Source organism: Arthrobacter cheniae (assembly GCF_003602275.1).
GTDB lineage: Bacteria > Actinomycetota > Actinomycetes > Actinomycetales > Micrococcaceae > Arthrobacter_D > Arthrobacter_D cheniae.
In genome coordinates this window covers 50802-65386 of sequence record NZ_QZVT01000010.1, presented here as the reverse complement: position 1 = coordinate 65386, position 14585 = coordinate 50802, and the positions used below count along the sequence as shown (strand labels likewise).

Below are 14585 nucleotides of genomic sequence, written 5' to 3'. Positions count from 1 at the left end.
TGAAAGAGAATACGTGGCCGCGAGATAACTATTCAGGTAGCGGTGGAGGACTGTACACCGGTTCGGGTGGAGGGCTATACACCGGTCCCGAGGGTGGTGCGTATACGGGCAACGGTGGAGGTGCCCATATTGGAGCTGGCGGAGGTGCGCATACCGGCCCGGGCGGTGGACTATATACAGGGCCGGGCGGCGGGCTATCTACAGGCCCTGGAGGGGGCTTATCCACAGGGCCGGGTGGTGGGTTGTACACCGGTCCCGGCGGCGGCCTGTACTCGGGTCCAGGGGGAGGGCTCTATACCGGGAGCAGCACTGAGCCTTACAGAAACAACTGGCCCCCTGCTTCGATTCTGTTTCATCACCTACGCGAGAGCAGGCTCGGTGACTACGTTGACCTCCTTGAGCGTTACGGGTGGAGGTAGGTGGCACATATGGGCGGCTGGAACGCTTGCCCGTAGCGGGCCGTCGTTCCGATGATGTCGGACGGATAGACCACAATGGGTTCCATGCCTGATCTCGCTGTCTCCACCTTCGTCGACACAGCTGAGCTACGTAAAGCACGGGGTGCGTTCTTCACCCCGGAGGCGATCACTCGCTTCATCGCTCAATGGGCTATCCGTAGTTGTGATGACAGGGTAATGGAGCCCTCAACCGGTGATGCCGCGTTCCTGGTTAGTGCTGTTGAACGTCTTCAGAAGCTTGCAGGGCCTGGTGTTCACGCCCCCCAAGTGGATGGGGTAGAGATCCACACAGAAAGCGCCCGTATCGCCCGAGCCCGGGTGGAGGAGGCCGGGGGAGTCGCTGACATCACCGTCAGCGATTTTTTCCAGGTAGCTCCGCGTCCTTTGTACTCGGCTGTGATCGGCAATCCTCCCTACATCCGCTACCAGGATTTCGCGGGGGAGTCCCGCACCCGTTCCCGCGAAGCGGCATTGAAGGTCGGGGTTTCCCTTACCGCGCTGGCGTCGAGCTGGGCTGCTTTCACCATCCATTCCGCGTTGTTCCTACAACCGGGCGGACGGATGGGGTTGGTGCTCCCGGCCGAACTGTTGAGCGTGAACTACGCGGCCGCGGTGAGGCAGTTCTTGTTTGATCATTTCCGCAGCGTGGAGTTGGTGCTCTTCACCGAACAGGTCTTCCCCGATGCTGAAGCCGACGTGGTCCTGCTCCTCGCCGAAGGGTTCGGTGAAGGACCGACTGATCACGCGACGATTCACCAGGCCAAGGACGCAGCAGCCCTGGCGACCATGGGCGATCCGCTGACGTGGACGCCTCAAGATCCTGCTGGCAAATGGACGGGTCTCCTTGTTGCTGCTGACGCGATCGAACCCCTCCAGACCTTACGGACGAGGGGTCACTTCACGGATCTAGAGGTGTGGGGTGACACGACTCTTGGGATGGTGACGGGCAACAACAGCTTCTTCGCACTCTCGCCAGCACGCGTCGCTGAACTAGGGCTGACCCGTAAGGATCTCGTCCGGCTATCGCCGCCAGGCAGCGCCCACCTCCGCGGGCTGGATCTCACGACGTCGAAGATGACGAGTCTGGGTCAACAGGACAAAGCTACCTGGATGTTCCGGCCGTCAACCGAACCGTCACCTGCTGCCCAGGCGTACATCGACACTGGGCACCGGGCAGGCGTCGACCAAGCCTATAAGTGCCGTGTCCGGAAGCCCTGGTATCGGGTGCCGCTGCTACCATCGGCGGATCTTTTCCTTACCTGCATGAACGCTGACACGCCCCGCCTGACGACGAATAGTGCCGGCGCGCACCACTTGAACTCCGTGCACGGTGTCTACCTCGCCGAGGAGCTCAGGGTGCTAGGGCGTGAACTCCTACCCCTTGCGAGCCTGAACTCGGTGACGCTGCTGAACGCGGAAATGGTCGGTAGGTCCTACGGGGGCGGGATCCTCAAACTCGAGCCCCGCGAAGCCGACGTATGGGCGATGCCCTCACCAACCCTCGTGGGGTCCAGAGCCGAGGCGTTGAGAGCTCTCCGGCCTGCGGTGAGGAAGCTGCTGCAGAACGGCAAGCTCGCTGACGCTGTGAAGCTCGTCGACGAGGTCCTGCTCATCGACTCTGACATCATCTCGACCGGAGCGCTCCAGACAGTCCGGCAAGCGCACACCAACATGACTGCCCGCCGGACGACAAGGGGACGTAGTGGCCGCTGAGCCATCGACCAAAGCCAAAGCGTGGGCGATCTTCGACCGCATCGTCGCTGACGCCGCCCCTGACAGTGTTCACACCAACCCCTGGACAAAGAATGATGTTGGAGAGCTCGTTTACGAGCCTGACTTCGACACGTTGGTCCGGCTCCTCGGAGTGCCGCTGTACCTGAAAGCCGAAACCACGACCGGCGTTCCCGCGCTGGCGTTAGATGTGTGGCTGTCCTACGAACTACGCCGCGCCGGTTTCGACCCTGACGCTGCGTGGCCTCGCCCGACAGCACCACGGATCCTCCCGGGACCGATCGTCAGTCTCTTGGATAAAGTCACGGCGAAGGAACGCGAAGCGCTCTGGAAACGCCTGCGCGCTGCAACGCCCCCAGCAGGAGCAGCGGCATCCAGTGCGAACATTCTCGGTAAGAACTACCTCAAACAAGTCGACGTCGTCATGTCGAACTGGGTCGCCGGTCCCGAGCTGCTCATCAGCACGAAACGCATGGATTCGAGCTTCGGTAAGAACGCCGCCAATCGTGTCGAAGAGTCCTACGGCGACGCAAAGAACCTCCGCCTACGCCACCCTCTCGCAGCCCTCGGGTTCGTGTACGGGCTACGGTCGACGATCTTCCAGGAAGCACCCGACAAAGCCGAATGGCTCATAGACTTGCTGCAGAAGCTCGGTCGAGAGGACGACGCCTACCACGCGGTGTCACTCATCATCATCGAATACGGGGACCATCTCGCCATCGATGACAAGACAGACGACCCTGGCGACGGTGAGGACGCCCTAGCAGAAGCCGGCGTCACCACGCCTGTCGGAGAGCAAGGCGAATTCGAGGTAGAGATCGACCAAACTGAGGTAGACGTTGCCCTCGCTGCCTTACCTAGAGTCGTCATCCAGCACGAACGAGTACCTGCCGACTTGCAACCAGGCCACTTCATTGCCGAGATGGTCCGCCGCGTCCTCGACGCCACACCCGTAAACCTCCATAAAGACGCGAGGGTTCGGCGAAGACAAGCCCAGTAGCAACTATTCTTCAGAGCTCCCGATTGACTCTTCTGTAGTCCTTGATCCGATCCAGCTTTCCAATAAGAAGTCCAAAATAGGAGTTAGCGCCCCGCAAGCTTGCGAGGTGAAATCGAAGTTATTTACATCGTGATCAAAATTCGCCAGTTAGTACCACAGAGTAGTACGCAGAATGAGCGACGCCAAAAATACCTCACAATGATTATGAGAGGAATTGGAGATGGAAGCACCAGCGAACTCCGATGATCAAGTAGGTGTACGGTTTCCTGAGCAGGGACAACTGCGTGTAGAGGGGATAACCTTCAATCTGGGCGGAGAGCTTATTGATCCAGGCAGGATAACTGTGCGGACGGAGGTGTGGCCTCACTGGTTGACGATTGCCGGGGAAGAGTTAGCTGCTGCAGGTTCTGCCCGCGAAAGCAACCCGGGGCGCGACAGTAGCCTGGAGTCCGACCTAGCCATCCTTCGCGAATATCGCAAAGCCATGATGAGCATCTGTACAACAGCATTCACATTAGAGGCTTTTACAAATGCTGTAGAGTCGCGCTGCCCTAAATTCGAAACGAGGAACCGTTCACGGCAAGCAAATCTGGGTTATCGCCGACAGTCGGCATCTGCCCGATGCCATCAAGTTTGGACTCATGCCTTTTGTATGTCAAACACAAACAGTGCAGCAACGAAAACGACTTTGAATCAAATATTTGCCTTGAGAAATGAAGCGGTTCACCCTCCTGCTAAGTTTTTTGAGCCAGTGATGCATCAAGCGTTTCGGATGGGGTTCGAACGCAGATTCGCTATTTATACAGTCGAGAATGCCGAAGCTGCATATAAGACGTCCGTGGACGCGCTGATTCACCTTCTTGAACGTCCCAGAGGCGACAATGCCAATTGGTTAGAGTGGTGCGCAATAATGTTGCAGCGGCCGGAGCTTGCTTGACCCTCGTTCCAGTCCTTTTGTCAAAGCAACCGACACATGTTAAAACATTTTTACATACCTCAGTTCGGTGCACCTAGTGACGACGCATCGCTTGTCGAAGATTTGCATCGAGCTAAAGCTTCCTCGTAGAACGCCAGTCGCGTTGATGCTCGCGCCATGTCGCGCTGTTCGAGCAAGAAGGAGAATGCTAGCCACACGCCAAGGAGAACTATCCCGACCCCAATGACGTAAGCGGTCGCCGTGCCCGGTGACCCGTCTTGCTGCTCGAGACTGTTCAGGATGATTGGTGGCACAGTCAGGATGATGCTGACGAAAAGGGCAGTGACGGCCGCGAGGCTTCCCCCAGCAAGATGAGCGGTGCGGGTCCGTAGCAGGCGCAAGTCTTCAAAGCGTCCCGCCTCGTTTAAACTAAGAAAGAGCGCTATGTCTGAGCGTTCGACTGAGGGAAAGCGCTGTGATCGCCGTCCCCGGCGTGTGAAGGAGTGCATCTGTGAAGGTTACAAAACCACACTGACAGATTTACGTGTCAAGGAGCCGATAAGGCTGACCCAATTGTTTTGACGGTCGTGCTGCCCGATCGCTGTCGGAGCCCGAGTCGCTTATGCAGATCTAGCATCCATCGACGACGACATCGACCTGCACCTGGCCACTGCCGGTATCCCACCGCTGCCGCGGGGCTACGCCTGGTTCACTCGCCGGCAAGGGCAGTGCGACACGGATGCGACATTCTGGTTGGTCATCAACTGAGGCATGCAGGAAGCTGCACCAGATGCCGTCGAGCCGCTCGAGCTACGACTCGTCATCGATGGCGTGCTCCCGAGCCCTCTATCCCTGAGGCATGACGGTTGGCCGGCCGCACTGAAGCCACATAAGGCCCTTGCTCGCGATCATGGCATCGCTGGCTCGATCTTCCTACGCTTATTTAGCCAGCACGGCGTATGTGCCACGCCTTACGGATTAACACTCGGCAAGAAGGTGGCTCGAATCTTGCACAAGGAGAGGAGGCCCCTGGCTCAGGAGCAAAAACAATGATTTGTGTGATGCCAAGCAAGTTGGTTGTAACTACGACGCCGTTTGATCGTCTCTGCTAAACGGCTCCGAAGGGTAATACTTTACGAGGATCTGGATCAGTTTCGTGCGACAGATAGCATGCGTTGAACAGGATGTGGGAGCAATGTTCCAACGGCTACCTCATCTACCAGATGGGCAAAGTTCAGCCAAGTCTCTCGGCGAATCGTTTCCGTGGTTGTTCCATGTAGCTTGGCCAGCCCTGCTTCGACATCAAGGATAGAGCCAGGCTGTCTGGGAGACGAAGAGCTGCGGTTTCCGGATGGATGATCTGTCTCGATTAGGATCCGATTCATTGGAATCATTAGTAGATCCGTTGCGTGCTGCATGTTGGCGGCGTTGACAGAGAATCGGCAACCAAGATCGAGGGCTCGTTTCGTCTGTGCTTCCGTGCCTCGCCACCAGTGGAGTACTGCACCCTTGACTCTTATGGCTTCCAAGGCTTCAAGCGTTCGTCCCGTAGCGCCTGAGCTATGGACGGACAAGATTTTTGGGGTTTGCTGAAGATGTGTGAGGATCGACCGGAAAACTCTATCTTGGTCCGCCATCGATACTCTGGATCGACCATCAAGTCCAACCTCACCGATATACGCACTAGAGGATATGAGTTCTGTGAACTTGGACGGATCGTAGGCGCTTTGTGCTTCGGGAATGCCAGGGTGACAACCTACCCCCCAGATGGTGACTCGATCGTTCCGGTCTTTAACGCTCTTATATTCGTCGAGTGTCCTAGTGGCGGCAAAGACGACGGCACCTAGTCGCTCAAGGTCGGTAGCGCCGGTCTTGGGGCTAATATGCGCGTGAAGATCAAGCGGGGGAAGTGATCTGGTCATCCGAGGAGACTCCTGAGTTCTTCGACCCCCCGCTGGCAGAGCGTAAGAGCGTCCATTGCGGCATAATCTTGGGGCAGGGACATGATCATTACGTCATGTGGACGGATGCCGCGACGGACGAAGTCGCGCATGGGTTCCACGATGGACTTCTGCTTGATGAATGCGCTGAACTGGCCGCTAGTGTCATCGACGAGGTAGGTAGTCTTGTCCGCCACTCCTGAGGCAGTAAATGATGACTTTCTTACAAGGCAGCCAAAGCACACCCCGCAAGAGGAGCCTGCTGGCGCGCCGCTGTAGCGCGCATCTGTGTGTGAGCAAGAGTTGGTTGCAGATAGATACGCCGACGCCGCGTCGGCGCCGATCGCATCTGCAACCTGTTGAAACATCTCCCCTTTGGTGAGGCCCTCAAAGGGATTTTCAATTTCCCCGCAACCTCCAACGCTTCGCATCAATTCGCTCAATCCACGAAGGAACCTGGGGTGGGTTGTGTGCGTAGACAGGCTGCCGCGACGATCAGCTCCGAGAGGAGGGTTAAGTGACGCGAGCCCGTTCTCGGGAATCCATAATTTCGAGTTTGCACGTTCAGCTACGGCAAGTCCAAGGGCGAGGAATAACAACGAACGCGATCGACTGGAAGGCTCATCTCTGAATGCAGTCCCATCGAGGCGTTTAGAGCCGCGGTGGAGTCTGAATTGGTGATGAACTTGCCGTACTCCTGGCGCAAATCCTCCAATTGAGGACACGAGTTTCTGCTGAAGAGGAGAGAGTGCGGTTGAGCTGAACTGAGAGACTAAAGCATGGGATTTGCCTTCACCAAGCTCTATCGCTGATATCAGGGCGCCGGCAGCCGAGTCGGCGCCACCACTAAGGAGTACCGTACGGTCGAAATGTTGCTTGTCGAGAGGAAGTACATCCTCCTCAGGCGCTGTGGCTTGCACAAACTGAAAAACCCATCGATCGCCAGACAGGAAGCCCACCAACTGACTGAGTTGCTGCGCGTGTGAGGTCCAGGCGGCGGGATCGTTCACTTCGACGGTGATGTCGAAGTCGCGCACGTTCCAGCTCGATCCGCGGCCTTCGCGGAGCACCGATCTGTCGGCACCGAAAACAGCCAGCGCGATCCGCACTAGATCTACGTTTAGCGGGTTGACAGTGCCGAGCCCGCCCAGATGAGGGTCAACGGATCCAACAAAGGTCGATCGCCCGTCACGTGTCCATAAAAACGTTTCGTCATAGCTGCCGCTTCGCTGAGCTGTGTTGGCAGCAGCTTCAGAGATGGTGAGGAGTATCCGTGTCATGACTGCACTCCGAAAATCGTTCCGATGTCCCGAATGCCAGTTTCAATGGCCCGCGCCATCTCTTGCTCGGTAGCTCCTATAGGGTTCAGAGATGCCTGCGCAGCATACTCAGCAGCGACATCACGAATCTGTCGCTCAACACTAATGCGCTTTTCGTAGCTAACGCCTTTGGCATAGATAGTGGCGGAAACTTCCGTCAGCGCAGTCTCCGCAATGGTTGTCTCAATCGACTTCCGCACAACCTCTTCAGGCGTCGGCGGTTGATCCGCTGGCTGCTCAAGGATCCATGCAACAACGTCAGCCACGATGTAACGTTCCTCGGCGTCAGCAATGGTGCTGTCTGCGGGAGCTCCGAAGGCGGCTTCGATGATTTTGATGCCGATTGCGACGGGATCACCGAGTGCTTGCAGGTCGTCGTAGTTCAGGCCAGCCTCTCGGAGTGCTTCCCGATTGCCGGCAGAGTACGCCATTGCGAGGCGGCCAGCACGCCCGGCCGCTTTCGACACTCGTCCGACGGAGCGTGTTGCACCACCCGAAGATCGGCTTCCGCCTCCTCCGCGACCACCGCTACCACCAGCGCCAGGTCCGTCAGCGCCGCCGCCTCCACGGGAGCGCAGAAGCACACGCAGTGCTGGGCCTAGGTCTATCTGGGGACCCTGTGCGGGAAAGCCGGAAGGCGAAGATTCTCCAGGATTGCTGGGTTCAGGGCTGCCCGGCCCGGTGTCATCAGGTGACCCTGTTGTGCCGGGTCCATCAAGCCAGTCCGCAATGTTGTCGCGCAGGTCAGCAGCGTCTTTGCCACCACTTCCCCCAAATGACCCGCTAGTTCCCATGACTTCCGCTCCACGCCTCCTCAATAATTCCAATTGCCCTCAGTAACTGCGGGTCATTAGTGGCTGCTTTCCATGTCACCAGCACTGGGCGGAAGGACGCTGCGTCCTGGCTTCGAAGTTTGATGATGGTGGCGGTCTCAACTTCGCCAGCGGGCAGACCCTTGAGCGCTGCAACGACGTTTGGCAGGGTAGCGGGCCGCTGCTCTGCCATGCGAAGGAGGCTCTCCACAGTGAATTTCTGGAGGGACGGCTGGTCTCGAGTGCGGCGCCCAAGGTGGCTGACTAGTGCATGGGCGTCAGGATCAGGCAAAGCCATAAGAGCTGCGTCCGTTACACCTGCACGGTCAATTTTGAGACTTGAGGACAGTGCTGCAGCGACATCACGGAGTCGTTCGGGCAGACCAGTATCGATAACCTCGATCTTCGCGAACGACGCCGCAAGGTACAGGTATCCGGATATAGCTGTTGCATCCAGAACTGGGGGGAGTTTCGCCCAGCGTCGTAGTGTGTCCGTGAAAGTATCATCTTGCGATGCCGCTGAAGTCTTCTCTTCTAACTTCCTTACTGAAGGGCGCTTTTCTTTGGCGGGTGGTTCCTTGACAGTATCTGCAGTATCTGCAGTATCTGCAGTATCTGCAGTATCTGCAGTATCTGCAGTATCTGCAGTATCTGCATTCGATTGTCCTCCACCATTGGCGGCAAGTTCAAGGGCTTCAAGCTTGTCTCGTAATTGATTAGAGGCCAACCAATTCAGGACAGTACTGAAGTCATCGGTAAGGATACGCTCCAGCACCATCAGCTTGGCCACCTCGTCCGCTTTCAGCATGAACCCGCGGCGGCTTGAAATAGCTCGTCGAACATTCAGGTCGTTTAGAAATCGCTTGATGCGACGTGGGTTCCCATGGAACTTCTCGTAAAGAATCGGCGTCAGACGAGCAGATGTTATCAGGTGTGCACCAAGTACACCGCCTTCCTGCACTTCAATGTCATCAAGACTTCCGCCGCCAATTCGAAGATCGTTGCATTGGCTAACGAGTTCCTCGTAGGTGGCATTACCAATTCCGTTGTCGCTCTTCGCCAGTAGGAGAAAGAGGTAGGCTTCAGTGTCGAAACGACTTAGGGCTGGCAGGGGAATTGTGGTCTGGACGATTTTGTGCAGATAAAGCTTTGCTGGATCTTCCTCATCTGAGTTCCCAGGGCTGGCGCCGAACTTCTGCTGGATAGCTTCGGCAACACGGTCCTCGTCTGCCGCAATGACGAATGACATTCCTTTGGCGGATAGGAATAGTCGGATGGCTTCAAGTGTATCGACGACAGTGTCCGGTAGGCACCGATCAAGGTCGTCAACGAGCACGACCACTCGAGACAAATGTTCAAGGGCCGGGTCGGCGAGAAGGTCCTCAAAATCTTCTCGGAACGCTGCCATCCCCTTTTCGGTTCCGAGGACCTCCGGGTCATCGCTGACGAGATCGAACACATCATCGACCTTAGGAAGCTGCATCGTTATGGCAGTACGGGTGGCCATCTTCACAGCCTTTGACCAATTGACCTTTTTGACGAGTTTTCTGAAAGCTTCGAGGCCGGCCTTACCGATTGGGTCCTCAGTGTTAAACTCTTCATTTAGTCCTGCAAGTACCTCGGCTATGAGACTCTCTTTGGGGCCAACTGCAGGGTCATAAGCCCACGGCTGGGTTGAGATCACCAACACCTTGCCGTCCGAGGTCGCGGATCGTTCTTCAATTTCGGACTTGACTAGTTCCAGCACGCTGGTTTTGCCACTGCCCCAGGCGCCCGAGAGGCCTACGGCGACAGGATCGAGTGCGTCATCGAATAGGGCATCGGCGATAGTCTCGGCGACAGCGCGGAAGGCCAGTAGATCCTGAATAGCTGGTTCATCTGACAAGAGAGGAAATAAATTGGCCATCAGTTGAAACCTTCGAAACTTAGTCTGAGAGGACGCTTAGAGGAGGCGGCAAGCTTCTCGAGCATGCGCTGCTTCTGACCATTCCCGCCCATTGCTGAAAATCCAGAAGCTAGCGACGGTGCCTTTATGGTCGTTATTGCCGTCGCGTGGGCGCTGCTGTAGTGGTATTCCGTCTTAGCAAGTAGCGAGTCTCTTCCGTCCGCAGGCTCTCGGACTCCCCGAATGGCTTTGATACTCATGATTGAATGTTAACAGGGCTCTCAGAGTTTCCAGTGATGTGTAGTCTTTCGCGCGGGCCTTCCTTCGCCTGGCCTACCACACAGTCCGACTGACGGTGCTGTTGATGTGACGGTGCAAAAACCAGCAGGGTTGCCGTCTCAGCAAAGGATCCTTTGACCGGACGGATTGGAGAGGTCCCGACTGGTCCGGTCGTGCTCAGTATCGGCGCGGACTTATGGGCCGCCGTTTTGTCTCAGCAATGTGTCTTACGTTGCGTATTCTCATCAAAGCGGATATACGCCTTTGATGAGCGCAAGGAGTGCGGGGATGGGAAGTATCGGGTATGCCAGGGTCAGCACTTTGGAGCAGAACGCAGATCTGCAGCATGTGGCGCTTGCTGCAGCGGGATGCAATCGTATTTTCACTGACCACGGGGTGAGCGGAACGACGGCCAGTCGGCCGGAGCTCGACAAGCTTCTCGATCACCTGCGGAAGGGGGACGAGGTTGTTGTGTGGAAGCTGGACCGGCTGGGGCGCAATACCCGCAATCTGCTGGCCCTCATCGATGATCTGGAGCGTAGGGGAGTGCACTTCCGCAGCGTCACGGAAGGCATCAGCACTACTGGACCGATGGGCAGGGCCATGCTTACCGTCATGTCTGCTTTCGCCCAGCTTGAGCGTGACCAGCTTGCGGAGAGGACCAGGGCTGGTATGGCCGCGGCAGCGGAGCATGGGCGGAAAGCCGGCCGGCGGGAAGTGACTACCGACCATGTGAAGGTCAGGCGAGCTAGGGACCTCAAAGCTCAAGGTCTTGCCCCAGCTGACATCGGAAAGATCATCGGCGCCAGCCGGGCAACGGTGTACCGCTACCTCAATCTTGCAAACAGTGAGGTGATCTAACGTGCTCATTGGTCGACACCGAGGCCGATCAAAGTGCGGCGAGCTTCACCACCTGGCGGCGTGGCCCACCATCGTGGTTGGTACGTCCTCATAGGCTTACAAAGTGGAAAAACTTCATAATGCCCTACGGTGGCTGGATCGCTGGGGGAAGAGCGTCATTACGGTGGTCGCAGCGGCACTGGCGTTCGGAGGGGCTTTTTGGGGTTCTCTGGTTGACGACAACGATTCTGTATTGCGCTGGGTACTGTTCGGCGTCGGATTAGTCGGGGCGATTACGGCGGCGCTCGTGCCTATCGTGGAGTCGAGGCAGCTACGGAGCAGAATCAAGGGTCTGGAAACTGATGTGGCGCGGGTGAGGCGTCAAGGTCAACAGGCGGAAGCAGATGCCAAGTTGGAGGGGCGTAGCGAGTTTCTCGTTGCACTGGAAGCGGGCATCCTGCCTCTTTTGGAGAAGCTCGGAACCCTCGTTAGAGCAAGGCGGGCCCCTACGAAGGCTGTTTTAGCTTCCGATTTGAAAGGGTTGGCCTTCTCTGCGTTGAAGGAGGTCATCGATCCCTCGATCCCGCGGCTCCGCGCGAACTACTTCAAGCTGAGGTTTGCTGACCCTGGGGATGAGATGTATCTACAAGAGGCCGGGAGTACGGCCACAGCGCCAAGGCAGCGTTTCGATCTGACGTCAGGCACAGCCGAGTCTGACGCCATCCTTGAGATGCTTGCTCAGAACAAGTTTGTCTTCACTGACGACTGTGTAGAGAACCCACCGGTGGGGTTCGACGGAACACGAGAACGCAGCTACCGGACCTTCATCTCCGCAACAGCAAGCGATGGCGTTGAAGTGGATGGAATGCTCACTGTCGACTCACCCGTGGCAGGAAGCCTTACTGGTGCTGATGCAACACTCGTCCAGCTCGTAGCTACCATCATCGCGATCTCGGAAGCCATCAAGGATGGCAAGAAGGATGACGCAGAAGATTAACCAGTAGCAGTGCGACGTTTTGCCAGTGCGCTGTAGCAGTATGATCTATAGACGACGTGAGGGAGCGTGAGTGATGGAGAAGGTACTAAAAGCATCTTCAGGCCGCGTTGGAGCTATGCAACGGAACCCCCAAGAGTACTTCCGCAAGGCCCGTGAAGAGGCCAGCCAACGGGCAGCAGCCCAGTTGAAAGCAGAGCAGCAGCGAGCAGATCGTAACCGCGGGCAGGGCAGCCGAAGACTAGCAGCCGGCTAAGCGAGAGCTACGACAACCAAAAGCCTCCGCCGTATGGTGGGGGCTTTTGTGTCTCGTAGGGTCGATGAAGTACGCGGTTCAGACTCTCCGGAGGACCAGCCGTCAACGACGTCGAGCTGATCCATCAGATGAAGGATTTACCAAGTCCTCCCGACTCATAAAGCCTCAGCACCAGCTTCACCGTGTCGGTAACGTCGGTGGGGTGTGCAGCCGGGACCTTGGTTCCTGCTGTCTAGCTAGCTGTGTGCGGGACAAGCAGCGAAGCGTGGGGGAGCTTGTGCCGTGCACAGGTGGTCAGGAGGCGTGTTCGCTATGCCGCGCTCAAAGACACAGATGAGACGAGTTTGCGAAACATGGTCCGCCCTATGATTCCGGGGGTACTGATACTCGACCTCGGGACGTCCTAGGAAGCTTCAAATTTCGGAAACACCGGGCACCAGTGGTGATCGAAGTTGACACGACATCGTGCCGTGAACAGAGGTTGCAGTACATAGCTTTTGGACACGAGCGATGAGACACGATGTGCCGTTTCGTGCGCCGCCGCCAAGGATGTCCCGTAGGCGGTCGTTAGCAGGACAACGAGATCGCAGCAGCAAGTCTCTTGCGCTCACTCACAGGCTGGGGCTTCCCGGGGGTTTTATGAAACGGTGGTCCGTAACGGAATGTGCCAGCGGAAGGCTACCCGCAGCCCACAGCCTGGGTAAGGTGCGTATGTTCCCGTTTCACTGCACGACTCCGGGGCTGGTAGACGACTGCACGGGATTGTTTACTCTTACATCAGTCGAAATTCGAGGAGGCCGCATGGCTACTACACCCACCCTGACCGAGCGTTTGGCAGCAGGTCCTGTCATCTGCGCAGAGGGCTTCCTGTTCGAACTGGAGCGCAGGGGATACCTCAGCGCGGGCGAGTTCGTTCCCGAGGTCGCGCTGGAGTACCCGGAAGCTCTGCGCGCACTGCATGTCGACTTCCAACGCGCTGGATCGGACATCGTCGAGGCATTCACCTACAACGGACACCGCGAGAAGATGCGAGTCATCGGCAAAGAGGACCTGCTCGAACCGCTAAATCGATCCGCTCTGCGGATCGCCCGAGAGGTTGCCGATGCCCGTCCCGGGGACCTAATGGCGGGAAACATCTCGAACACCAACATCTGGGATCCGTCCGACACTGGCAGCCAGTCGAAGGTGCGGGCGATGTTCGAGGAGATGGTGGGGTGGGCGGTCGACGAAGGAGCCGACCTCATCGTCGGGGAGACCTTCTATTACGCCGGCGAAGCACTCGCCGCCCTCGAAGAGGCACAGAAGTCCGGGCTCCCGGTCGTCATCACTCTGGCTCCGATGGCCTTCGAGGAGATGGCGGACGGAATCGGCGTGGTGGAGACCGCACAGCGCCTCGAGCAGGCCGGAGCCGATGTGGTGGGCATGAACTGCTTCCGGGGTCCAGAGACGATGATGCCGTGGGTGAGGCAGATCCGTGAGGCGGTCTCGTGCTACGTAGCTGCGCTCCCGGTACCGTATCGGACGACGAACGCCGAGCCGACCTTTTTCAACCTCAGCGATCCGCGCTCACGTGTGGCCTCTCCGCATCAGCGGACGTTCCCGACTGCGCTGGACCCGCTCGCCACCAACCGGTACGAAATCAGGCGTTTCGCCGAAGAGGCTCTCGAACTCGGTGTCCGCTACCTCGGCGTATGCTGCGGGGCCTCTCCGATGCTCGTTCGTGAGGTCGCCGAAGCTGCGGGGCGGGTGACCAAAGCAAGCCGATTCTCCGAGCGAATGGAGAACCACTTTATGTATGGCAGCAACGAGCGTCTCCCCGCGCACATAGTGGAGCTGGGCGACCGCGCCTGAAAAGGGGTGGGCCGCAGGCCGGCACCGAGGTGCAGTTCCCGATCAGCGGCACCCGTACCTCGGCGCCTCCGCCTGCACCAGCGGGGTCGGGTAGCAGATACCAATACGACACCCGGAGTCCGACCCGCATTTCCCCATCAGAGTACGGGGTGGCTGATCACGAGATCGAGATGAGGTTCCACCGCGCGGCCTTCGATACCCGCCCTGAGCCAGAATCGGCCACACCAGCTACCCAGGAAATGCCCGGCCACCGCGGCAGTGATGGCTGCGGGGCCAATGCTGCCGGTTTCTGACATTTGTGGAG

At 57.8% G+C, this 14585-nt stretch carries 12 protein-coding genes; 7 read left to right on the top strand and 5 right to left on the bottom strand.

Annotated features, from left to right (window positions below):
• Positions 1-494 precede the first annotated feature (494 nt).
• The 4 genes from D6T63_RS15855 (at position 495) to D6T63_RS20040 (ending at position 4873) form a co-directional block, all read left to right on the top strand.
• Positions 495-2171, top strand: coding sequence for an N-6 DNA methylase (locus tag D6T63_RS15855; protein WP_328588682.1), 1677 nt, complete (start codon positions 495-497; stop codon positions 2169-2171).
• Entirely contained in the window at positions 2161-3189 is a 1029-nt protein-coding gene (locus D6T63_RS15850) for a hypothetical protein (RefSeq protein WP_120150025.1), read from the top strand. Before D6T63_RS15855 ends, D6T63_RS15850 begins: the two co-directional genes overlap by 11 nt.
• 220 nt (positions 3190-3409) lie before the next feature.
• Positions 3410-4126, top strand: coding sequence for a hypothetical protein (locus D6T63_RS19015; protein WP_147394403.1), 717 nt, complete (start codon positions 3410-3412; stop codon positions 4124-4126).
• A 576-nt stretch (positions 4127-4702) separates the two neighbouring features.
• Positions 4703-4873: a DUF5956 family protein gene (locus D6T63_RS20040; protein WP_220725954.1), complete on the top strand. Its 171-nt coding sequence runs from the start codon at positions 4703-4705 to the stop codon at positions 4871-4873.
• Positions 4874-5253: 380 nt separating this feature from the next.
• On the opposite strand, the gene D6T63_RS20250 is transcribed toward D6T63_RS20040, so the two are convergent.
• The 4 genes from D6T63_RS20250 to D6T63_RS15830 form a co-directional block, all read right to left on the bottom strand.
• Positions 5254-6027 (bottom strand): TatD family hydrolase, encoded by a 774-nt coding sequence (locus tag D6T63_RS20250; RefSeq protein ID WP_120150024.1) that lies wholly within the window; start codon positions 6025-6027, stop codon positions 5254-5256.
• Entirely contained in the window at positions 6024-7325 is a 1302-nt protein-coding gene (locus tag D6T63_RS15840) for an adenine nucleotide alpha hydrolase family protein (RefSeq protein WP_120150023.1), read from the bottom strand. Before D6T63_RS15840 ends, D6T63_RS20250 begins: the two co-directional genes overlap by 4 nt.
• Entirely contained in the window at positions 7322-7795 is a 474-nt protein-coding gene (locus D6T63_RS19565) for a hypothetical protein (protein ID WP_220725953.1), read from the bottom strand. The genes D6T63_RS15840 and D6T63_RS19565 overlap by 4 nt, the downstream gene beginning before the upstream one ends.
• A 352-nt stretch (positions 7796-8147) precedes the next feature.
• A complete protein-coding gene (locus tag D6T63_RS15830; protein ID WP_120150021.1) occupies positions 8148-10082 on the bottom strand; it encodes a KAP family P-loop NTPase fold protein in 1935 nt (644 codons plus the stop codon).
• A 546-nt stretch (positions 10083-10628) separates the two neighbouring features.
• Here D6T63_RS15830 and D6T63_RS15825 point away from each other — a divergent pair.
• The 3 genes from D6T63_RS15825 (at position 10629) to D6T63_RS15815 (ending at position 14281) form a co-directional block, all read left to right on the top strand.
• The gene (locus tag D6T63_RS15825) at positions 10629-11201 is read left to right on the top strand and encodes a recombinase family protein (protein WP_120150020.1); all 573 of its coding nucleotides are present in this window, start codon (positions 10629-10631) and stop codon (positions 11199-11201) included.
• A gap of 103 nt (positions 11202-11304) precedes the next feature.
• Positions 11305-12177, top strand: coding sequence for a hypothetical protein (locus D6T63_RS15820; RefSeq protein ID WP_147394402.1), 873 nt, complete (start codon positions 11305-11307; stop codon positions 12175-12177).
• A 1054-nt stretch (positions 12178-13231) separates the two neighbouring features.
• Complete coding sequence (locus D6T63_RS15815) at positions 13232-14281, top strand: homocysteine S-methyltransferase family protein (protein ID WP_120150018.1); 1050 nt, start codon at positions 13232-13234, stop codon at positions 14279-14281.
• A 137-nt stretch (positions 14282-14418) separates the two neighbouring features.
• On the opposite strand, the gene D6T63_RS19335 is transcribed toward D6T63_RS15815, so the two are convergent.
• Positions 14419-14577, bottom strand: coding sequence for a hypothetical protein (locus D6T63_RS19335; RefSeq protein ID WP_182977051.1), 159 nt, complete (start codon positions 14575-14577; stop codon positions 14419-14421).
• Positions 14578-14585 lie beyond the last annotated feature (8 nt).